The following is a 20,550-nucleotide window of genomic DNA, read 5'->3' on the forward strand; positions in this document are numbered from 1 at the left end:
GTGACGCGGTGACCGTCTACGCGATCGCCCAGCTGAGATTCACCGATCGGGCAGCATATGACCGGTACCAGACCAGGTTCATGGAAGTGTTTCGTCGTCATCCGGGAACGTTGCTGGCTGCCGACGAGTCGCCCCAGGTGATCGAGGGGCAGTGGGACCATCAGAAAGTGGTGCTGATGTCGTTTCCCGACGAGGCCACATTCCGTGGCTGGGCACAATCGCCTGAGTACCAAGAGATTTCGAATGACCGTCGGGCGGGCGCCGATACGGCGGTGCTCCTGCCACAAGGCCTGCAGTGAGCGCACGTCCGCTGAGCGAACTCGTCGAGCAGGGCTGGGCCGCCGCGTTGCACCCGGTGGCCGACCAGGTGGCCCAGATGGGGCAGTTTCTGCGCGCCGAGATCGCGGCCGGCCGCAAATACCTGCCGGCGGGGCCTAACGTATTGCGCGCCTTCACTTTTCCATTCGACCAGGTGCGGGTCCTGATCGTCGGGCAGGATCCGTATCCGACACCCGGACATGCGGTGGGACTGAGCTTTTCGGTAGCCGCCGAGGTGCGTCCGCTACCGCGCAGCCTGGCCAATATCTTCGAGGAGTACGCAGCCGACCTGGGCTATCCGCAGCCCTCGTGCGGTGATCTGACGCCCTGGGCGCAGCGCGGCGTGATGTTGTTGAACCGGGTGCTGACCGTGCGCCCGAGTAATCCGGCGTCGCACCGGGGTAAGGGCTGGGAAGTGGTGACCGAGTGTGCGATTCGAGCGCTTGTCTCGCGGTCGCAGCCGCTGGTGGCCATCCTGTGGGGACGTGACGCGTCGACGCTCAAACCGATGTTGGCCGCCGGGACATGTGTCGCCATCGAATCGCCGCATCCGTCTCCGTTGTCGGCGTCGCGGGGGTTCTTCGGCTCGCGGCCGTTCAGCCGTGCTAACGAGCTGCTTGCGGGGATGGGTGCCGACCCGATCGATTGGCGGCTGCCGTGACCGAGATGCGGGCGCTGCGGGCGCATCGGTGTGAGGATCTGTCGACCGGCTTTTGGCTTCCGCCGAGCGTGAAGCTGTCGTGAACCCGCCGGCGAAATCTCAATGACCGTCTCGGCCGCCTTTTCCGCGCTAAACACATCCCCCATTGGTCAGACCGACCAGGCTTGCATTCCAACAATTCGGCAACATCGGCAGCCGCGGGCCGCTCCCCGACTCGCTACCACCTAACGTGGCCAACCCGGCAGCGTGCGCGGCGCCTCCTGATCCTGATGGCCCGGTGCCGGCAAACCCCAGCGCGCCCGCACCGTGATCCGAAGCCGCTACCGGCACCGGCGCCTGCAAGTAACTGCCGGCCGTCGCGAACGACACCAACTGTGCTTGTGGCAACACTGCCGACGGCTCCACAGCGCCGACCGCGACCCCCGCCACAGGTGTGGCAACCATACCCGCCACAGCGTTCGCGCTCGGGCTGGCGGCAGCAGCCGCAACCGGCAGTGCCGTCGCCGCGGCTACCGGACCTACCAGAGTGGGGAGAATCCCAAGGTTCAGCCCCATGATCCATTGACTGATCCATTGGATCACCAGATTGCCGACTTCATAACCGAAGACGAAAGGAAGAAATACAGTAGCGAACGTTTCTATTCCAACAGTGAGCCACGCGAGTTCTAGGTATGCAAGGGCTTCAAGCGCCAAATGTGTGTTGCCGATCACGACCAAGTATCCAATAAACAACAAGACAATTGGTGTGTAGAAAGACATCATGAGGGTAAAAATTGCAAGGGCCGGAACGGCGAGAATCTCCGTGCCAACGACTTTGATCAGGTCCCACAAGATCTGCCATATCGGAAAGGGCTCGTAGCTGATGGCGTGCGCCGCGCCGGCTACGATCTCGCCGGCCAGACCGGTGCCGGGTTTGATGATGATTGGTGCCGGTGGGGTGTGCGGCATCGACGTCGTTGCGGCTGCAGTGACTGCGTCATAGACGCTCACCGTGGTTGCGGCCTGAATCCACATCCGCGCATAGTCGGCCTCGTTGAGTGCTATCGGGATGGTGTTGATGCCAAAGAAATTCGTTGCCAGCAACACCGCGTGGGTGGCGTGGTTGGCGGCCAGCTCCGGCAGTGTCGGCATCGCCGCGATCGCGCTGACATAGGCGGTCGCCACCGCCTGATGTGCTGCCGAGACTGCGGCGCTATCGCTACTGGCCTGAACCAGCCACGCCACACACGGCCCATAGGCCCCCGCACAGATCTCCGCGGTGGGGCCCTGCCACGCCCCGGTCCGCATCGCGCCCAATGCCGCGGTGAGTTCTTCAGCCACCGACGCATAGACGACGCCCAACGACGCCCATTCCGCGGCGGCCGTCAGCAACGGGGCTGCTCCCGGGCCGGCGCTCAGCAGGGCCGAATGCACCTCGGGCGGCGAAGCCAGCCACACCGGCGCACCCGCAACGGCGGCCAAAGTGTCACTCACGCATAGCGTCACCGCCGAACCTCTTTCCACAACATTCCTGGACCTCTACTTGCGACGGGCATTCAGAGGGCTGATCACGCACGGGGACAACATGTTTGATCACCGTTCAGCTACCGGTGGACAGGCCTGGCGTTGTCTCGTGTACCGCGTCCAGGCGTTGCTGAGATGTGATCGCCGACAAGCCAAAAGATGTCGGTGGCAACCGTTGTTGTCAAATAGCGATTCGCTATCAATCAATGGGCAGAAGCGATTGACAGCGGGTCGGTTCGATGCCGCTGGTTTTCGGCGCTAGCGCGACGTCAGTCCTTTTGTGGCGCGGGTTCTGTGACGATGGCAGCCGTCATCCGGCACGGGCATCGGGCTTCAAGCGCATGCCGCACCGTCCCGCATGCCTAAACTGCCGCCCGCAGGGTCACCCGATAGAGCGGACTCTTACATGAAGTTCTCGGCAGCGGCGCAATTCATCGAGGAACGCCCGTTTCCCAATCGGCCTCACCCGGGGTTTCCGGGGACCATCGCGCCGATCGGGACAGGCCGAAATGTAGCGGCACCCGCGCCGCAACAAGGTCAGCCGCGGCTGACCTTGCCCGCCTTGATGCAGGACGTGCAGACGTTGATGCGCTTCTTGTTTCCCCCGGGGCGGCTCACCGCCCGCACGGTCTGGACGTTGGGGTCCCACCGACGGCTGGTGCGGCGGTGGGAGTGTGACACCGACTTGCCGAAGCCGGGGCCTTTCCCGCAGATATCGCACACAGCGGCCATTGTTCAAACTCCTCAAGTCGGTTGCTGGGGGTCCGGCGACCCGGGCGGAACGGCCCGGCTGGCCCAGGCGGTCCCAGGATAGCCGGGGTCGTCGGCGAGCGCCAAAACGCCATCAGCCGTGACCAGTACTGTCACCCCCGCTGGCTAGGCTCGGTGCAGCTTTGTCGTCCCGGCTCGACGGCGCCCCGAACAGCAGCCGACGCAAACTGTCCACAGTGTCGCCGGGCTACGCTGGCGCCCACCGGAAGCTGGCGCAGAGGAGGTGGGGTCACGGTGGACACGCCAGGTCGCCTGCTGGACGCGTCGGCCCTGCGGGATTGGGCGCACACCGTCGTCAGCGACCTGATCACCCACATCGACGAAATCAACCGGCTGAACGTGTTCCCGGTCGCCGATTCCGACACCGGCGCGAACATGCTGTTCACCATGCGCGCGGCGCTCGCCGAGGCGGATGCGGTGGCCGGGGCCGACGACGGCCGCAATGCGGGTAACGTCGCCCGGGTCGCTGCCGCCCTGTCGTCCGGCGCGCTCAACGGGGCACGGGGGAACTCCGGGGTGATCGTGTCGCAGATCCTGCGCGGCATCGCCGATGTCACCGCGAGCGTGGCAGCGGACTCGGCCGGTGCATTGTCGGCCGTCGATGCGGCCCTGCTGGCCGCCGCTTTGTGGCGCGGTGTCGAGCTGGTCATCGCCTCGATGGGCGGCGAGGAAGTCGCGGGAACCATTGTTTCGGTGCTGCGGGCCGCAGCCGCCGCGGTCGAGCAGTGCGCCGACGCCGGTGAGACCCTGGCCCAGGCCGTGACCGCCGCCGGTGATGCCGCCGTCGTCGCGCTGGAGAAGACGCCCGAGCAGCTCCACGTGCTCGCCGACGCGGGTGTGGTGGACGCCGGCGGCCGGGGCCTGTTGGTCATGCTGGACGCGTTGCGTGCGACGCTCACCGGGCACACGCCCGCCCGCTCCGTCTACGAGCCGGCGCCGCGACAGCTGCTCGCCGAGGCGCCCGCCGGACGGCCGGCGCCGCAGTTCGAGGTGATGTACCTGCTGACCGGCTGTGATGCGGCGGCGGCGGACACGCTGCGCGACCGGCTCGCGGAGCTGGGGGATTCGGTGGCGATCGCGGCCGCCCCGTCGCAGAGCTATTCGGTGCACGTGCACACCGACGACGCGGGCGCCGCCGTTGAAGCGGGAATCGCAGCGGGACAATTGAGCAGGATCGTGATCTCGGCGCTCAGCTCCGGTGCCAACGGGCTGCCGGCGGGCAGCTGGACACGGGAACGGGCCGTCCTGGCCGTCGTCGACGGCGACGGCGCCGCCGAGCTGTTTGCCGGAGAAGGGGCCTGCGTGCTGCGACCCGGCCCGGATGGCTCGGCACCTGCCGCCGATATCAGCGCCCATCAGTTGGTGCGGGCGGTGGTGGACACCGGTGCCGCCCAGGTGATGGTGCTGCCCAACGGGTATGTCGCCGTCGAGGAGCTGGTGGCGGGCTGTACCGCAGCCCTGGGCTGGGGTGTCGACGTGGTGCCGGTCCCGACCGGGTCGATGGTTCAGGGGCTGGCTGCCCTGGCCGTGCACGACCCTGCCAGCCAGGCCGTCGACGACGGCTACACCATGGCCCGCGCCGCCGGTGCTGCCCGGCACGGCTCGGTGCGCACGGCCACTGAGCGGGCGTTGACCTGGGCCGGCACCTGTGAGCCGGGCGACGGGCTGGGCATCGCCGGCGACGAGGTGCTGATCGTCGCCGGCGATATCGCCGCGGCGGCGACCGGTCTGCTCGACCTGCTGTTGGCCTCCGGGGGCGATCTGGTGACGGTGTTGTTGGGCGCCGAGATCGACGACGAGGATGCTGTGTCCCTGCGTGACCTGCTGGAAAAGCACACGCACGACCGTCATCCGGGCACCGAGCTGGTGACCTATCGCACCGGTCATCGGGGTGACGTGCTGCTGATCGGGGTCGAGTAGCCGTGGTGTCACTGAACGACCGGCTGGTCTTCGTTCTGGGCGCCCCGTCGGCAAAGCCACTCGACGAGGAGTTCGGCATCAAAACGGTCGACGACCTGCTGCGCCACTACCCGCGCAGCTACGTCGAAGGCGGGGCGAGGCGCGGCGCCGGTGACGAGCGGCCCGAAGCGGGTGAGCACATCACGATCGTCGACGTCATCACCGAAACGAAGACGTTCCCCATGAAGAAAACGCCGAAGCGCCAATGCCTGCGCATCACCCTCGGCACCGGCCGCACCAAGGTGACCGCCACGTTCTTCAACGCGGACTACATCAAGAAGGACCTCACCAAGAACACAAAGGTGATGCTGTCCGGGGAAGTCGGGTTCTTCAAGGGCGTCATGCAGCTCACGCACCCGGCGTTTCTGATCCTGGACTCGCCGGACGGAAAAAACCACGGCACCAGGTCACTGAAAAGCATCGCCGATGCCTCCAAGGCCATCAGCGGCGAAGTGGCCATGGAAGAGTTCGAGCGTCGCTTCTTCCCGATCTATCCGGCCAGCACCAAAGTGCAGAGCTGGGACATTTTCAGGTGTGTCCGCCAGGTGCTCGAAGTCCTTGACCCGGTGGATGATCCGCTGCCCGCCGAACTGCGCGCCGCGCTTGGCCTGGTCTCCGAGGACGAGGCACTGCGGGCCATTCACCTCGCCGAGAACGAGTCCGAACGCCAACGCGCCCGGGCGCGCCTGACCTTCGACGAAGCCGTCGGCCTGCAGTGGGCGCTGGTCGCCCGCCGGCACGGTGAGCTGTCGGAATCCGGGCCCCCGGCGCTGCCGCGCTCTGATGGGTTGGCGGCCGAGTTGCTGGGCCGGCTGCCCTTCGAGCTGACGGCAGGCCAGCGCGAGGTGCTCGCCGTACTCTCCGAGGAGATCGCGGCCACCCGCCCGATGAACCGCTTACTGCAGGGTGAGGTCGGTTCGGGCAAGACGATCGTGGCGGTGCTGGCGATGCTGCAGATGGTCGACGCCGGTTATCAGTGTGCACTGCTGGCGCCCACGGAAGTTCTTGCCGCACAACACTTGCGGTCGATCCGCGATGTCCTGGGCCCGCTGGCCATGGCCGGCCAGCTGGGCGGGGCGGATAACGCCACCCGGGTGACGCTGCTGACCGGCTCGATGACCGCGGGGCAAAAGAAGCAAGTCCGGGCAGAGGTGGCCGGCGGCCAGGCCGGCATCATCGTCGGCACCCATGCGCTGCTGCAGGATGCCGTGGAGTTCCACAACCTGGGCATGGTGGTGGTCGACGAACAACACCGGTTCGGTGTCGAGCAGCGAGATCAATTGCGCGGCAAGGCGTGTGCCGGAATCACCCCGCATCTGCTGGTGATGACCGCCACGCCGATACCGCGCACGGTCGCGCTCACCGTCTACGGCGACCTGGAAACCTCTACGCTGCGCGAACTTCCGCTGGGGCGCCAGCCCATCACCACCAACGTCATCTTCGTCAAGGACAAGCCCGCCTGGCTGGGCCGGGCCTGGCAACGCATCATCGAGGAGGTTGCGGCCGGCCACCAGGCTTATGTGGTGGCGCCCCGCATCGACGAGAGCGATGAGCCGGAGAAAGAGCCCGCCGGCTCGCGGCCTTCGGAGACCGCCGAGGGTCTGTACGCGCGATTGCGTTCCGGCGAGCTGGCCAACCTGCGATTGGGGCTCATGCACGGGCGGTTGCCGACCGACGAGAAGGACACTGCGATGGCGGCCTTTCGCGCCGGCCGGATCGATGTGCTGGTGTGCACCACCGTCATCGAGGTAGGGGTGGACGTTCCCAATGCCACCGTGATGCTGGTGATGGACGCCGACCGGTTCGGTATCAGCCAGTTGCACCAGCTGCGTGGCCGCATCGGGCGTGGCGCACATCCGAGCCTGTGTCTGCTGGCCAGCTGGATGCCGCCGGCCTCACCGGCCGGTGAGCGGCTGCGCGCGGTCGCCGAGACCATGGACGGGTTCGCCCTGGCCGACCTCGACCTCAAGGAGCGCAAGGAAGGAGACGTGCTGGGCCGCAACCAGTCCGGCAAGGCGATCACCCTGCGGCTGCTGTCGCTGGCCGAGCACCGGGAGTATCTCGAGGCGGCCCGCGACTTCTGCGTCCGCGCCTACGAGGACGCCGGCGAGCACCCCGGATTGCAGCTGCTGGCAGCGCGATTCACCGACACCGATCGCATCGAATACCTGGACAAATCATGAACCGCAAGACGCTGCTGGGGCTGGCGGCGGCTGCGCTGCTGGCCCTGGTGGTCGCCTACCAGACGCTGGGCTCATCGGCGGCCAGGCACGCTGAGCAGTTCGCCGCGCGTGCTGACGTGCCGACGGTCCAACCCGGTACCGATGTGCTCGCCGGGGTCGCCGTGCTGCCGCAGCGCACCCACCGTTACGACTATCGCAGGGCCGCGTTCGGCGACGCCTGGGACGACGACAACGACGCGCCGGGCGGGCACAACGGCTGCGACACCCGCGACGACATCCTCAACCGCGACCTCGTCGACAAGACGTATGTGCCGACCAAGCGGTGCCCGAATGCCGTGGCCACCGGCACCCTGCACGACCCGTACACCAACACCACCATCGCCTTCCAGCGCGGCGCCAAGGTCGGCGAATCGGTGCAGATCGACCACATCGTTCCGCTGTCCTATGCGTGGGACATGGGCGCTTACGACTGGCCGGCTCCGGAGCGGCTGCGGTTCGCCAACGATCCGGCCAACTTGCTGGCGGTGCAGGGACAGGCCAATCAGGACAAAGGGGATTCACCCCCGGCCCAGTGGATGCCGCCCAACGCCGCATTCGCCTGTCAGTACGGTATGCAGTTCATCGCGGTGCTGCGCGGCTACTCGTTGCCGGTAGACCAGGCGTCGGCCGGCGTCCTGCGCAACGCCGCGGCCACCTGCCCGACGGGTTAGCCGTGCCCGGCCGGATAACCCCGGCGATTGTGCATCCGGCGACGCGACACGCCGACAAGCCGTCGTCAAATTCACGGTCGGTAAGCGAGCCGGAGCTTACGTGCCGTTGTAGGTCAGCGGGTCTTCGCGAATGCGGGTGCCGTCGTTGAGCCCGTTGAGCGTATCCATGTGCTCGGCGGCCAATTCGAAATCGAACACGTCGAGGTTGCCGGCGATGTGCTCGGGCCGCGACGAGCGGAAGACGACCGCATTACCCAGTTGCAGATTCCAGCGCAGCAGCACCTGTGCGGGCGTCTTGCCGTATTCACCACCGATCGTTGTCACGGTCGGGTTGTCCATCAGCCGGCCGAGAGCCAGCGGAGTGTAGGACTGGGTGACGACGTTGTGGCGCGCATTCGATTTGCGCAGCTCGGCCTGGTTCAGCAGCGGGTGCAGCTCGATCTGGTTGACCGCGGGTGTGACGAACGTGAGGTCGATGACGTTCGACACATGTTCCTCGGTGAAGTTGGACACCCCGATCGAGCGGGCATGGCCTTCGCCGCGCGATTGGATCATGCCGCCGAAGGCATCCACGTACTTACCCACCGCAGGGGCCGGCCAGTGAATCAGGTACAGGTCGACGTAGTCCAGGCCGAGTCGCTCCAAGCTGGCTTTGCAAGCCTCCTGCGCCATGGTGAAACCATGATCGGCGGTGGCCAGCTTGGTGGTGACGAACAACTCCGCGCGTGGAATACCGGAAGCGGCGATCGCGCGGCCAACGGCTGCCTCGTTGCCGTACGCCGCGGCGGTGTCAATGAGCCGGCAGCCGACCTCTAACGCCGTCGACACCGCCCGTTCGGTTTCGTCCTCGGACAACTCCGCGACGCCGAGGCCGATAACCGGCATCGTATTCTCGTCGTTTAGGGCTATTGAGGGAATCATGGCGCCCGACTCGCCGGTCAACGCATCTCACCTGCCTGTGAAATAGAAGGTTCTCGGATCAGGGCCAAGCCGGGTTCCGCCAGCTGGCGACGAGATCGAGGCCATGGCGCCGCTGAGTCGAGGCGCTGATCTCGAAGTCGAACACGTCGAAGTTGCTCGCTATCCGTTTTTGGTAACCGACTTGGGGATCACGATATTACCGAGTTGAATACGCCACCTAATCAACGCCCGCGCCGGTGCCCGCGCGCGTTGTTGCGCGACTGCTGTGTCACCAATCGGATGGTCCGACAAATGAACGCTGCCGCAGCGGCTTCCGCGCCTTGAACGCGTTGAGCTGTGGCTGCGGCCGGGAATCGCCGGCTGGCGTCAAAGGCTTTCAGCGTGCTGCTTTGGCCTGGTCGGGATTCGATAATTTGGTCACCACGTACAGTTGGTCGCGGGGCACGCCGGAATCGGCGACCGCTCGCCCGGTCTCCCGTTCGTTGCGGTAGGCCGCCGCGGTGTCGATGTGCCGGTACCCGGCGCGCAGCCACCGCCAGCTCGGTGTCCGCCGGCTCAATCCGGAAGACTCCGAGTCCGACAGCTTTCGAATGTCGTTGAGTGTGAGCTCGCGTTTTCCTAAGGGCTTGACCGGAACTTTTTTGGGCGCAAGCCCCGGACCTTGGTCCGGGGTAAGCCCATCGCGATTGTCGTCGGCCGCAGCGTCGCTCAAAGTGGTCGGGCTTGGCCGTCGATGTACTGCTTGATGATCGACAGCGGTGCGCCTCCACACGAGACCGCGAAGTAGGACGGCGACCAGAGGTGTCCGCGCATGCGGGCGCGGACACGAACGCCGGTGTATTCGCGTCGCACGGGCTAAGCCGCGCGACCTTTGAGCCGTTGCACCGGCGTCGAGATCGCCACGGTGGGCGGGTAGGCGACGAGCAGGTGCACGTGGTCGGCTTCGACATTGAACTCGACCAACTCGACATCCAGTCCGGTACATACCATGCGCAGGGTGTGCTCGCAAAACGTCAACATGCCCCGGGTGAAGATCCGTCGCCGATACTTGGTCACGAAAACCAGGTGAAGGTGCAGCAGCGACACGCTGTGGCTGGCGCGGTGATAGCTCTGGGTTGTCAGGGGGTCGGCCTTACGGTTGCGGTGTGCAGATGCGCTACCGATACCGCATCGAACCGACATGCGCGCAGCAGCGGATGCTGGCTCGGGTGTTCGGGTGTGTTCGGGTGGTGTTCAACGACGCGCTGCGGGTCCGCAACGAGGTTTACCGAGCCGGGGTGAAGCTGTCCGACACCGAGATTCAGCGACGCGTCATCAGCCAAGCCAAGAAGACCACCGAGCGCAGTTGGCTTGCCGAGGTGCCCAGTGTCGCATTGGTGCAGTGGGTCAACGACTCACGCCGAGCATGGCGCAACTTCTTCGACTCGAACACCGGCAAGCGCCGTGGCCGCCGCCTGGGCCGGCCGAAGATGAAATCCAAGAAGGATCACCGGCAGTCGTTTCGGCTCACCCGCAACGGATTCAGTGTCCGACCGACCGGCCAGTTGTTTGTCGCCAAAGTCGGCGAGGTACGGATGCGCTGGTCGCGCGAGCTACCCAGCGAGCCGTCCTCGGTCACGATCGTCCGCGAGCCGGATGGTCACTACTATGCGAGTTTCGTCGTCGAGGTTGCCGCGACGCCGCTGCCGATGGTGGATCGGCAAGCAGGCGTGGATGTGGATATCAGCCAGTTGGCGACGGTAGCCACCAGCGACCAGACCCGCACCGATATCGCGAATCCGAAGCACTTGGGCCGCAAGTTGCGCAAGCTGCGGAGGTTGGAGCGGGAAAAGTCGCGCCAGCAGAAAGGATCGAGCAACAGGGACAAGACGCGGCGCAGGGTCGCCATCGCGCACGGCAACGTGGTTCGTGCCCGGCGGGACTATCACCACAAGCAGGCTTTGGTGTTGGTTCGCGACAACCAAGTGATCCACGTCGAAGACCTCAACATCGTGGGCATGGTCAAAAACCGCCGGCTCACGCGAGCCATCAGCGACGCGGGCTGGGGCCAGTTCGTGCGGATCATCGGCGAAAAAGCCCAACGCTACGGGCGCACACTGCATCGGGTGTCTCGCTGGCTAGCGTCCAGCAAGACCTGCTCAACGTGCGGGCATCGTCTCAACGAACTGCCTCTACACATCCGTACGTGGACGTGTCCGGCTTGCCGCACGGTCCACGACCGCGACCACAACGCCGCCGTGGTCATTCTCGCCGCCGGGCGGGCGGAGAGAATAAACGCCTCCCACGAAAGTGGGCGAAATCGCGAAAGCGGTTCCGGTGGAGCCCCGGTAAGTCCTTCCACCACTGGGAAGGCACGAGACAATGAAGCAGGAAGCACCCCAACAGCGGCGTAGCCGCTCGGGAATCCCCGGCATTCATGCCGGGGAGCACGTCAAATAGGAGAAACCCATGACCAAGAGTCTGCCCGGCACGCCGGACCTTCAGCGCGAGGCGACCTGCGTACCGATGCGGTGGACGCGTCGCATCCAGAGCACCGTCACCGGTGCGGGCGTCAAAGTCATCCCGTGGATTCCGGGCCCGGCCAAGCGGCTTCTCACGCGCGGTCGTTCCGTCGTCATCGACGGCAACACCCTTGATCCCACGCTGCAGCTGATGCTGTCGGGCATGCGGGCCGTCGGCCTCGACGGCCTGGTGATCGACGACGACCCGAACGCCTCCCGCGCCAACATGCGGGAGGCGACCCTGGGATTCGGCGGTCCGCTGATCCACGTCGAGGTCAACGAAATCACGCTGCCCGGACCGGCCGGAGACATCAGGGCACGGCACTATCGCGCGCCCGGCGGAGTCGCCGCACCGCTGCTGGTCTTCTATCACGGCGGCGGCTGGGTGATCGGCGACCTCGATACCCACGACGCGGTGTGCCGCTTGACGTGCCGCGATGCCGGCATAAACGTGCTGTCGATCGACTACCGGCTGGCTCCCGAGCATCACGCCCCGGCCGGGATCGACGACGCGTTTGCGGCCTTCACGTGGGCCTACGAGCACGCCGGCGAACTCGGTGCCGTCCCCGGGCGGATTGCGGTGGGCGGCGACAGCGCGGGCGGCAATCTGGCGGCCGTCGTCTGTCAACTGGCCAAAGACAGCGGAGGCCCGGCTCCGGTGTTGCAGTGGCTGATCTATCCGCGCACCGACTTCACCGCGCAGACCCGCTCACTGAGCCTGTTCGCCCGTGGCTTCTTGCTGACCAAACGAGACATCGACTGGTTCCAAGCGAAGTACCTGCGCGGCTCCGGGATCGACCCCACCGATCCGCGGGTGTCGCCGTTGCGGGCCGAGTCGCTCTCAGGTCTGCCGCCGGCGCTGATCGTGGTCGCCGGATTCGACCCGCTGCGCGATGAGGGCGAGCAGTACGCGGCGGCGTTGCGGGCCGCCGGGACCGCGGTGGATCTGCGTTGCGAGGGTTCGCTGACGCACGGCTTCCTCAATCTGTTTCCGCTCGGCGGTGCCAGTGCCACCGCGACGAGCGAGCTGATTTCGGCGTTGCGTGCGCACCTGAGCCGGGTCTGAGCCGTATCCGGACGGCCGCCGGTACTCTAGAGGCGCTAGCAGCGCAGGCTATTCACCAAGTGAGGATCGCGAACCCGTGGCCGACAAAAACAAACGCCCTCCGCGGATCGACCTGAAGTCGCCCGACGGCAAATTCGGCCGGCTGATGCAGATCGGTGGCACCGCGCTGGTCGTGCTCTTTGCCGTTGTCCTGGTGTTCTACATCGTCACCTCGCACGACAAGAAGGGCGGCGGTGCCACGGCCGGTGCGATCCGGGTGACGTCCAGCAAGCTGGTCGCCCAACCCGGAACCAGCAACCCCAAGGCCGTGGTGTCGCTCTACGAGGATTTCCTGTGTCCGGCGTGCGGGAACTTCGAGCGCGGATTCGGTCCGACGGTATCCAGGCTCATTGACATCGGCGCTATCGCGGCCGATTACACGATGGTGGATATCCTTTCCAGCCCGCGCAACGACAATTATTCGGCGCGCGCGGCGGCCGCGGCGTACTGCGTCGCCGACGAGTCCATCGATGCGTTCCGCCGGTTCCACACCGCGTTGTTCAGCAAAGACATCCAGCCGTCCGAAGTCGGCAAGACCTTCCCCGACAACGCAAAGCTCATCGAACTCGCCCGCGAAGCCGGTGTCGTCGGCAAGGTGCCCGACTGCATCAACAGCGGAAAGTACCTCTCCAAGGTCGACGGACTGGCGGCGGCCGCGAACATCCACGCGACACCGACCGTCAAGATCAACGGCACCGAATACGAATGGTCGACGCCGGAGGCGCTGGTGGCCAAGATCAAAGAGATCGTCGGCGACATTCCGGGCATGGACACGGCGGCAACCGCCCCGGCAGCTTGACCACGATGGTCTCAGCCGAACCCGCCGATCTGACTCCGGACCCAGCGGGCGGAGTGCGGGTACCCGCACTCAGTGCGTGGTGGGTGTTGATCGCCGGCGCGTTCGGCCTGCTCGCCTCGATGACGCTGACAGTGGAGAAGGTCAGGGTTCTGCTCGACCGGGATTACGTGCCGTCGTGCAACCTCAACCCCATCATGTCGTGCGGCTCGGTGATGGGCACCCCGCAAGCAACACTGTTGGGCCTGCCCAACCCGGTGGTCGGCATTGTGGGGTTCACCGTGGTGGTGGTCACCGGTGTGCTGGCGGTGACGAAAGTGCTTCTGCCGCGCTGGTATTGGACCGGGCTGACGGTGGGTGTCCTGGTCGGCACGGGTTTCGTGCACTGGCTGATCTTCCAGAGCCTGTACCGCATCGGGGCGTTGTGCCCGTACTGCATGGTGGTATGGGTGGTCACCATCACCCTGCTGGTGGTGGTGGCGTCGATCGCGTTTCGTCCGGTGCTCGAACAGCGCGACAGCGCCGTCGTGCGGGTGCTCTTCCAATGGCGATGGTCGATCGCTACGCTGTGGTTCACCGCGGTGTTCCTGCAGATCATGGTCCGTTTCTGGAACTATTGGTCGACACTGATCTGAGAAGGGTCGAGCGTGATCGCCAAAGCGCTGGTGGCCAATCGCGGGGAGATTGCGATCCGGGCATTTCGCGCGGCCTACGAGCTCGGTATCGGCACGGTGGCCGTCTACGCCTACGAGGACCGCAATTCGCTGCATCGGTCCAAGGCCGACGAGTCCTACCAGATCGGCGAAATCGGGCATCCGGTACGTGCCTACCTGTCGGTCGACCAGATCGTCGAAACCGCCCGCCGCGCCGGCGCTGACGCGATCTACCCCGGTTACGGGTTCTTGTCGGAGAACCCCGAGTTGGCCGGGGCATGTGCGGCCGCGGGCATCACCTTCGTCGGCCCCGGCGCCGAAGTGCTTGAGCTGACTGGAAATAAGTCCCGGGCCGTCGCCGCGGCACGGGAAGCGGGACTGCCGGTGCTGACGTCTTCGGCGCCGTCGGCCTCGGTCGACGAGCTGGTGTCGGCCGCCGCGGGCATGCGGTTTCCGTTGTTCGTCAAGGCGGTTGCCGGCGGTGGCGGCCGCGGTATGCGCCGGGTCGGCGATAGCGCCGCGCTGCCAGAAGCCATCGAAGTCGCCAGTCGCGAGGCCGAATCGGCGTTCGGGGACCCGACGGTCTATCTCGAACAGGCGGTGTTGCGGCCGCGCCACATCGAAGTGCAGATCCTGGCGGATACCCGCGGCAACGTGATCCACCTTTACGAACGGGACTGCAGTGTGCAACGTCGCCATCAGAAGGTCATCGAACTGGCGCCCGCCCCGAACCTGCCCGCCGAGTTGCGGACGAAGATCTGCGCAGACGCCGTCGCGTTCGCCCGCCACATCGGCTACAGCGGCGCCGGAACGGTCGAGTTTTTGCTGGACCAAAGCGGGGATTACGTCTTCATCGAGATGAATCCGCGGATTCAGGTGGAACACACCGTCACCGAGGAGATCACCGACGTGGACCTGGTCTCCAGCCAACTGCGCATCGCCGCGGGGGAGACGCTCGACGACCTGGGTCTTGAGCAGCGGGCCATCCGGCCGCACGGCGCGGCGCTGCAGTGCCGGATCACCACCGAGGATCCGGCCAACGGATTCCGGCCCGACACCGGCCGGATCAGCGCGCTGCGCACTCCCGGCGGCGCCGGTATTCGGCTGGACGGCAGCACCAATCTCGGCGCCGAGATCAGCGCCCACTTCGATTCCATGCTGGTCAAGCTCACCTGCCGCGGCCGTGACTTCCCGACCGCGGTGAACCGGGCGCGCCGGGCCATGGCGGAGTTCCGGATTCGCGGGGTGTCGACGAACATCCCCTTCCTGCAAGCGGTTCTGGATGATTCCGATTTCCAGGCCGGCCTCATCACAACGTCGTTCATCGACGAGCGGCCACAGCTGCTGACCGCGCGATCGTCGGCCGACCGGGGCACCAAGATCCTCAATTACCTGGCCGATGTCACCGTCAACAAACCGCACGGCACCAGGCCGTCGAAGGTGTACCCGCAGGACAAGCTACCCGACGTCGACCTGAACACCCCGCCGCCGGCTGGCTCCAAGCAACGGCTGGCCGAATTGGGGCCGGAGGGTTTCGCGCGCTGGCTGCGGGAATCGGCGGCAGTGCGGGTGACTGACACGACATTTCGTGACGCGCATCAGTCGCTGCTGGCCACCCGGGTGCGCACCAGCGGGCTGATGATGGTGGCGCCGTATCTGGCCCGCAGCATGCCGCAGCTGCTGTCGGTGGAGTGCTGGGGCGGTGCGACTTACGATGTGGCACTTCGCTTTCTGAAAGAAGACCCGTGGGAGCGGCTGGCCGCGCTGCGCCAGGCGATCCCGAACATCTGCCTGCAGATGCTGCTGCGTGGCCGCAATACCGTGGGCTACACCCCCTATCCGGAGGTGGTGACGTCGGCGTTCATCGACGAGGCCACTGCCACGGGCATCGACATCTTCCGGATCTTCGACGCGCTCAACAACCTCGAGTCGATGCGCCCGGCGATCGACGCCGTGCGCGAAACCGGTTCTGCGGTAGCCGAAGTCGCGATGTGCTACACCGGCGACCTGGCTGACCCCGGTGAGCGGCTGTACACACTCGACTACTACCTGAGGCTGGCCGAGTCCATCGTGGAGGCTGGCGCCCAGGTGCTGGCCATCAAGGACATGGCGGGGCTGTTGCGGGCCCCGGCTGCCCGAAAGCTGGTCACGGCCTTGCGAAGTCGCTTCGACCTGCCGGTGCACGTGCATACCCACGATACTCCGGGCGGTCAGCTGGCCAGCTATGTCGCCGCCTGGCACGCGGGGGCCGACGCCGTCGACGGGGCCGCTGCGCCGCTGGCGGGCACCACCAGCCAGCCCGCGCTGAGTTCGATCGTGGCCGCCGCCGCACACACCGACTACGACACCGGTTTGTCGCTTGCCGCGGTCTGCGCTCTGGAGCCCTTTTGGGAAGCGCTGCGAAAAGTGTATGCGCCCTTTGAATCCGGCCTTCCCGGGCCGACGGGGCGGGTCTACCATCACGAGATTCCGGGCGGTCAGCTATCGAATCTGCGCCAGCAGGCGATCGCCCTGGGTCTGGGGGACCGGTTCGAGGAGGTCGAGGAGGCATACGCCGGCGCCGACCGAATACTGGGCCGGCTGATCAAGGTCACCCCGTCGTCGAAGGTCGTCGGTGATCTGGCGCTCGCCCTGGTCGGTGCCGGGGTAAGTGCCGACGAATTCGCCTCCGACCCGGCACGATTCGATATCCCGGATTCGGTGTTGGGATTCCTGCGGGGTGAGTTGGGCGATCCGCCCGGCGGGTGGCCCGAGCCGTTGCGCAGCACGGCGCTGGCCGGCCGGGCGCCGGCCAAACCCGCCGGACAACTGACGGGCGACGACGAGGAGGCTCTGGCGGTGCCGGGACCCAAACGGCAGGCCGTGTTGAATCGGTTGCTCTTTCCTGGTCCCGCAAAGGAATTCGAGGAACACCGGGAGACGTACGGGGACACCTCGCAGTTGTCGGCCAACCAGTTCTTCTACGGGTTGCGGCAGGGCGAAGAGCACCGGGTGAAGCTGGAACGCGGTGTGGAACTGTTGATCGGTCTGGAGGCGATCTCCGAGCCCGACGAACGCGGTATGCGAACGGTGATGTGCATTATCAACGGCCAATTGCGGCCGGTGCTGGTGCGCGACCGCAGCATTGCCAGCGTGGTCCCGGCCGCCGAGAAGGCCGACCGCGGAAATCCGGCCCACATCGCCGCGCCGTTCGCCGGGGTTGTCACCGTCGCCGTGTCCGCCGGCGACCAGGTCACGGCCGGCCAGACCGTCGCCACCATCGAGGCGATGAAGATGGAGGCCCCGATCACCGCCCCCAACGACGGCACCGTGGCGCGGGTGGCGGTCTCGGATACCGCTCAGGTCGAGGGCGGAGACCTGCTGGCGGTGGTGAGCTGACCCGGATCATCGCCGGAGTCGCCGGGGGACGGCGCCTCTGGGTACCACCGCGGGGGACCAGGCCGACCACTGATCGGGTGCGCGAATCGCTGTTCAACATTGTGAGCGCACGTCGGGAGCTGACCGGCCTGGCCGTGCTGGACCTTTATGCCGGTTCGGGCGCACTCGGGCTGGAGGCACTGTCGCGCGGGGCCGCGTCGGCGCTGTTCGTAGAGGCCGACCAGCGCACCGCGGCCGTCATCGCGCGCAACATCAAGGCCCTGGGTCTGACCGGTGCGACGGTGCGCCGCGGCACGGTGGCCACCGTTTTGGCAGCGGGCACGTCGGCTCCGATGGAACTGGTGCTGGCCGACCCGCCCTATGACGTGGGCACCGCGGATATCGATGCGGTGCTGGCCCTGTTGGGCGCCCACGGCTGGGTTCGGCAAGGCACCATCGCCGTGGTGGAGCGACCGGTCACGAGTGCGCCGTTGACCTGGCCGCAGGGCTGGACCGAGTGGCCCGAGCGGGTCTACGGCGACACCCGGCTGGAGTTGGCCGAGCGGCGCTGAACTGGCCTGCTAGCGTCTCGTGTCATGAGCGGCGCTCTCCCCCGCAAGCGGGTGGTACCTCCAGCGCATCACTTCGTTCTGTATCGTCGCCGGCGCGGGTCATGAGCGGCGCGGTATGCCCGGGGTCATTCGACCCGCTCACGTTGGGCCACATCGACGTTTTCGAACGTGCCGCGGCCCAGTTCGACGAGGTGGTGGTCGCGATCCTGACCAACCCCACCAAAAAGGGCATGTTCGACCTGGACGAGCGGATCGCGATGATCAACGAGTCGACGACGCACCTGCCCAACTTGCGGGTGGAGGCCGGACAAGGCCTGGTGGTCGACTTCGTCAAATCCCGGGGGATGAACGCCATCGTGAAGGGTCTGCGCACCGGGACCGACTTCGAATACGAGTTGCAGATGGCGCAGATGAACAAGCACATCGCCGGTGTCGACACTTTTTTCGTCGCGACCGCGCCGCGGTATTCGTTCGTGTCGTCGTCACTGGCCAAAGAGGTGGCGATGCTCGGTGGCGATGTGTCGGAGTTGCTGCCCGAGCCGGTGAACCGGCGACTGCGCGAAAAGCTCTCCGGCTGAAGCCAAATGGGCCCGGCCCGGGGGAGCGGACCGGGCCCGTCGGCGTGTGGGCTGCCGATGACTAGCTTGGGTCAAAGCATTCGTAGAACGTCTGCGTTGCGTAGTCGTAACAGGTGTAGGTGCCGTATGCCTGGTGGCTGGGCGCCGGGTCGGCGGCGCCGACACTGGCTCCCAGGGCGGCCAGGCCGATGGCCGAGGCCAGCAGGGACATGCCGGCAAGGGCGCGGAGACGGGTGGTCGACATTGATACCTCTCTTTGCGTTGATGTCTTTGCTTGGATGCGATTTCGGGTAGCGGCCGTGGCCGTTGCAGAAAGACTGACGGCGGCCGCTTGGCGAAACCTTGGCAGATCCTTGACACGCGTGGCCGCACACCGATGGCGGCCGGGTCCGCGGTAGGCCCGGCCGGTGTGCGTACGGTTACCGCACGGACCAGCGGGCGGTCAGAAGACGATGGTCTGGTTGTGGTGCACGATGACCCGGTCCTGGCAGTGCCAGAGGACGGCGCGGGAGAGCACCGCGCGCTCGACGTCGGCGCCGACCCGCACCAGGTCTTCGACGGTGTAATTGTGATCGACGCGAACGACGTCTTGTTCGATGATCGGGCCTTCGTCGAGAACTTCGGTCACGTAGTGAGCCGTGGCGCCGATCAGCTTGACGCCGCGTTCCCGTGCGCGTTTGTAGGGGGCCGCGCCGGTGAAGGCGGGAAGGAACGAATGGTGAATGTTGATCAGCGGGCAGCCGATTGCGGCCAGGAATGCTGGGCTGAGTATCTGCATGTACCGGGCGAGTATCACCAAATCGACGTTGCCGCTGAGCAACTGGAGCTGCCGCTGCTCGGCTTCGGTGCGCGTGTCACGGGTGGCGGGGATGTGCACGAACGGCACCCCGAACGGGCGGACATGGTCGGCCAGCTCAGGATGGTTGGCGATCACCATGACGACAGACATCTCCAGCTCGCCGCGACGGTTGCGCCACAACAGGTCTAACAAGCAGTGATCACTCGTGGAAGCCATGATGGCCACCCGTTTGGGTTTGGCGGCCTCGGTGAACCGGTAATCGATGTTGAACGTGCTGGCCACGGATTCGCCGAAGTCGCGTTGCAGCTCGTCGATGGCCGCGGTCAGGCCGGGTAAATGGAAGATCGCGCGCTGCAAGAATGTTCCGCCCTCCGGCGCAGTGGAGTGCTGGTCCAAGGAGATGATGTTCGCGCCGGCTCGGGCCAAAAACCCGCTCACTGCGGCGATGATTCCGGGGCGGTCATGGCAACGCAGCAACAGCCGGCCGATATCGGCCGGCTGCGGCGGACCGCCAGGCGGCGGCGGATAGGTATCAGACATTGCCGCAGGCCAGGATACGCCGACCGCAGCGCTATTGGCAGTGATGGCTGTGGTCGTGCTGATGGCTCTGCGAGTCGGGGGAGCCGCCCATCATGCGCAGCATCGGGATCCCGCCCGTGGCCGCGAACCGGACCACCAGGATCGCCGCGATGACGAGGAAGACGATGTTGAGCCAGGTGGTGTAGTTCCACGAAAGGCCGGCGTGCATGACCACAGCGCTGCGCTGACCGGGAATGAGATTGGCTGTGCCGAAAAGTAATTCGACGAGGTATCCGGCGACAACCATCGAGGCGTGGCAGGTGCCGAGCAGCGTCAGCATCATCGTCGTCCCGTAGTACTTCCGATAGATGTTCACGATCGGCAAGATCAACAGGTCGGCGAAGATGAACGCGATGACGCCGCCGAAGCTGATGCCGCCGTTCCAGAGCACCGCGGCAAGTGGCACATTGCCGATCGAGCAGACGAATGAAACGATCGCGACGAAGGGCTGCCAGCTGTTGCGGGTTGAGTGGTCGGTAGTTGTCAGTGGTGTGCGGTAGGAACAAAGGTATGAATCTGGCGGCGTGGGCTGAGCGCAATGGTGTTGCGCGGGTGACTGCGTATCGCTGGTTTCGCGCTGGTCT

General features: G+C 66.0%; 17 protein-coding genes and 4 pseudogenes. 13 read left to right on the plus strand and 8 right to left on the minus strand.

Features of this window, described 5'->3' with window-relative positions; translation table 11 throughout:
- Positions 1 to 8: 8 nt before the first annotated feature.
- Entirely contained in the window at positions 9 to 299 is a 291-nt protein-coding gene (locus tag EET03_RS07720; RefSeq protein WP_075543704.1) for a DUF1330 domain-containing protein, read from the plus strand.
- Positions 296 to 979: a uracil-DNA glycosylase gene (locus EET03_RS07725; protein ID WP_075543705.1), complete on the plus strand. Its 684-nt coding sequence runs from the start codon at positions 296 to 298 to the stop codon at positions 977 to 979. The genes EET03_RS07720 and EET03_RS07725 overlap by 4 nt, the downstream gene beginning before the upstream one ends.
- A 129-nt stretch (positions 980 to 1,108) precedes the next feature.
- Here EET03_RS07725 and EET03_RS07730 read toward each other — a convergent pair whose 3' ends face one another.
- Both EET03_RS07730 and rpmB read right to left on the minus strand, forming a co-directional pair.
- Positions 1,109 to 2,482 (minus strand): PPE family protein, encoded by a 1,374-nt coding sequence (locus tag EET03_RS07730; protein ID WP_321182608.1) that lies wholly within the window; start codon positions 2,480 to 2,482, stop codon positions 1,109 to 1,111.
- 537 nt (positions 2,483 to 3,019) lie between these two features.
- Complete coding sequence (rpmB, locus tag EET03_RS07735) at positions 3,020 to 3,214, minus strand: 50S ribosomal protein L28 (RefSeq protein ID WP_023372203.1); 195 nt, start codon at positions 3,212 to 3,214, stop codon at positions 3,020 to 3,022.
- A 294-nt stretch (positions 3,215 to 3,508) separates the two neighbouring features.
- Here rpmB and EET03_RS07740 point away from each other — a divergent pair, with 294 nt between their 5' ends.
- Genes EET03_RS07740 through EET03_RS07750 form a run of 3 tightly spaced genes read left to right on the plus strand, consistent with a single transcriptional unit; the run spans position 3,509 to position 8,105 of the window.
- Positions 3,509 to 5,173 (plus strand): DAK2 domain-containing protein, encoded by a 1,665-nt coding sequence (locus tag EET03_RS07740; RefSeq protein WP_099194356.1) that lies wholly within the window; start codon positions 3,509 to 3,511, stop codon positions 5,171 to 5,173.
- A 2-nt stretch (positions 5,174 to 5,175) separates the two neighbouring features.
- Positions 5,176 to 7,395, plus strand: coding sequence for an ATP-dependent DNA helicase RecG (gene recG, locus EET03_RS07745; RefSeq protein WP_099194054.1), 2,220 nt, complete (start codon positions 5,176 to 5,178; stop codon positions 7,393 to 7,395).
- On the plus strand, positions 7,392 to 8,105 hold the full coding sequence (locus EET03_RS07750) for an HNH endonuclease family protein (RefSeq protein WP_063471082.1): 714 nt from the start codon (positions 7,392 to 7,394) through the stop codon (positions 8,103 to 8,105). Before recG ends, EET03_RS07750 begins: the two co-directional genes overlap by 4 nt.
- Before the next feature lie 96 nt (positions 8,106 to 8,201).
- Here the strand turns inward: EET03_RS07750 and EET03_RS07755 are convergent, their stop codons facing one another.
- From EET03_RS07755 to tnpA, 3 genes and pseudogenes are all read right to left on the minus strand, one after another.
- Positions 8,202 to 9,047 (minus strand): aldo/keto reductase, encoded by an 846-nt coding sequence (locus EET03_RS07755; RefSeq protein WP_099194055.1) that lies wholly within the window; start codon positions 9,045 to 9,047, stop codon positions 8,202 to 8,204.
- Positions 9,048 to 9,053: 6 nt separating this feature from the next.
- Positions 9,054 to 9,607: pseudogene (locus EET03_RS32945) on the minus strand (aldo/keto reductase); the annotation flags it as partial.
- A gap of 127 nt (positions 9,608 to 9,734) precedes the next feature.
- Positions 9,735 to 10,148: pseudogene (gene tnpA, locus EET03_RS07765) on the minus strand (IS200/IS605 family transposase).
- A 29-nt stretch (positions 10,149 to 10,177) separates the two neighbouring features.
- Between tnpA and EET03_RS07770 the strand changes: the two are divergent.
- From EET03_RS07770 to coaD, 7 genes are all read left to right on the plus strand, one after another.
- Complete coding sequence (locus EET03_RS07770) at positions 10,178 to 11,419, plus strand: RNA-guided endonuclease InsQ/TnpB family protein (protein ID WP_244232278.1); 1,242 nt, start codon at positions 10,178 to 10,180, stop codon at positions 11,417 to 11,419.
- A gap of 55 nt (positions 11,420 to 11,474) precedes the next feature.
- Positions 11,475 to 12,593, plus strand: a complete 1,119-nt coding sequence (locus EET03_RS07775; RefSeq protein ID WP_075543709.1) for an alpha/beta hydrolase — start codon at positions 11,475 to 11,477, stop codon at positions 12,591 to 12,593.
- A gap of 76 nt (positions 12,594 to 12,669) precedes the next feature.
- Positions 12,670 to 13,431 carry a DsbA family protein gene (locus tag EET03_RS07780; RefSeq protein ID WP_075543710.1) on the plus strand — a complete coding sequence of 254 codons (762 nt, stop codon included), beginning with the start codon at positions 12,670 to 12,672 and terminating at the stop codon, positions 13,429 to 13,431.
- A 5-nt stretch (positions 13,432 to 13,436) separates the two neighbouring features.
- The gene (locus EET03_RS07785) at positions 13,437 to 14,063 is read left to right on the plus strand and encodes a vitamin K epoxide reductase family protein (RefSeq protein ID WP_075543711.1); all 627 of its coding nucleotides are present in this window, start codon (positions 13,437 to 13,439) and stop codon (positions 14,061 to 14,063) included.
- Positions 14,064 to 14,075: 12 nt separating this feature from the next.
- Positions 14,076 to 17,459, plus strand: coding sequence for a pyruvate carboxylase (locus EET03_RS07790; protein WP_075543712.1), 3,384 nt, complete (start codon positions 14,076 to 14,078; stop codon positions 17,457 to 17,459).
- Positions 17,456 to 18,010: a 16S rRNA (guanine(966)-N(2))-methyltransferase RsmD gene (gene rsmD / locus EET03_RS07795; protein WP_081254933.1), complete on the plus strand. Its 555-nt coding sequence runs from the start codon at positions 17,456 to 17,458 to the stop codon at positions 18,008 to 18,010. Before EET03_RS07790 ends, rsmD begins: the two co-directional genes overlap by 4 nt.
- 101 nt (positions 18,011 to 18,111) lie before the next feature.
- On the plus strand, positions 18,112 to 18,588 hold the full coding sequence (gene coaD / locus EET03_RS07800) for a pantetheine-phosphate adenylyltransferase (RefSeq protein ID WP_075543713.1): 477 nt from the start codon (positions 18,112 to 18,114) through the stop codon (positions 18,586 to 18,588).
- Between the two features lie 61 nt (positions 18,589 to 18,649).
- Here the strand turns inward: coaD and EET03_RS07805 are convergent, their stop codons facing one another.
- The 3 genes and pseudogenes from EET03_RS07805 to EET03_RS07815 all read right to left on the minus strand — a co-directional run.
- Complete coding sequence (locus EET03_RS07805; protein WP_023372216.1) at positions 18,650 to 18,832, minus strand: hypothetical protein; 183 nt, start codon at positions 18,830 to 18,832, stop codon at positions 18,650 to 18,652.
- Positions 18,833 to 19,030: 198 nt separating this feature from the next.
- Positions 19,031 to 19,927, minus strand: a complete 897-nt coding sequence (purU, locus tag EET03_RS07810) for a formyltetrahydrofolate deformylase (RefSeq protein WP_063471074.1) — start codon at positions 19,925 to 19,927, stop codon at positions 19,031 to 19,033.
- 31 nt (positions 19,928 to 19,958) lie between these two features.
- Positions 19,959 to 20,414, minus strand: a pseudogene (locus EET03_RS07815) (permease); the annotation flags it as partial.
- Between the two features lie 62 nt (positions 20,415 to 20,476).
- On the opposite strand from EET03_RS07815, the pseudogene EET03_RS31270 reads away from it, so the two are divergent.
- Positions 20,477 to 20,550, plus strand: a pseudogene (locus tag EET03_RS31270) (IS607 family transposase); the annotation flags it as partial.

This window comes from Mycobacterium innocens (assembly GCF_900566055.1).
Taxonomy (GTDB): Bacteria; Actinomycetota; Actinomycetes; order Mycobacteriales; family Mycobacteriaceae; genus Mycobacterium; species Mycobacterium innocens.